At 37.7% G+C, this 626-nt stretch carries 1 protein-coding gene; it reads left to right on the forward strand.

Translation table 11 applies throughout. From position 1 onward, the window contains the following. Positions 1 to 626, forward strand: a 626-nt coding sequence (locus ACRCJ0_RS18270) for an Hsp70 family protein (protein WP_431391560.1), incomplete at both ends; no start/stop codon positions are given.

A 626-nucleotide genomic window follows, 5' to 3' on the forward strand; every position in this document is an offset into this window, starting at 1 on the left:
ATTACTTGATGTAACACCATTATCATTAGGTATCGAAACAATGGGTGGCGTGTTCACTAAATTAATCGACCGTAACACAACAATCCCAACATCTAAATCACAAGTATTCTCAACAGCTGCTGATAACCAACCTGCTGTAGATGTACATGTATTACAAGGTGAACGTCCAATGGCTGCAGATAACAAGACATTAGGTCGTTTCCAATTAACAGATATTCCTGCAGCACCACGTGGTGTACCTCAAATCGAAGTAACATTTGATATCGACAAAAACGGTATCGTAAATGTTAAAGCGACTGACAAAGGTACTGGTAAAGAGCAACAAATTACCATCCAATCTAACTCAGGTTTATCAGACGACGAAATCGATCGTATGATGAAAGATGCTGAGGCGAATGCTGAAGAAGATAAAAAACGTAAAGAAGCAGCAGATCTTAAAAACGAAGTTGACCAATTAATCTTCCAAGTTGAAAAAACAACTGGTGAGTTAGAAGGTAAAGTTGATCAAGCTGAACTTGACGAAGCTAACGCGCTTAAAGATGAATTGAAAGCAGCGCAAGAAGCTGACGATGTTGAAGCAATGACAGCTAAAAAAGATGAATTAAATGAAAAAATTCAAGCTTTAA

The organism is Aerococcus sp. L_32 (assembly GCF_050689315.1).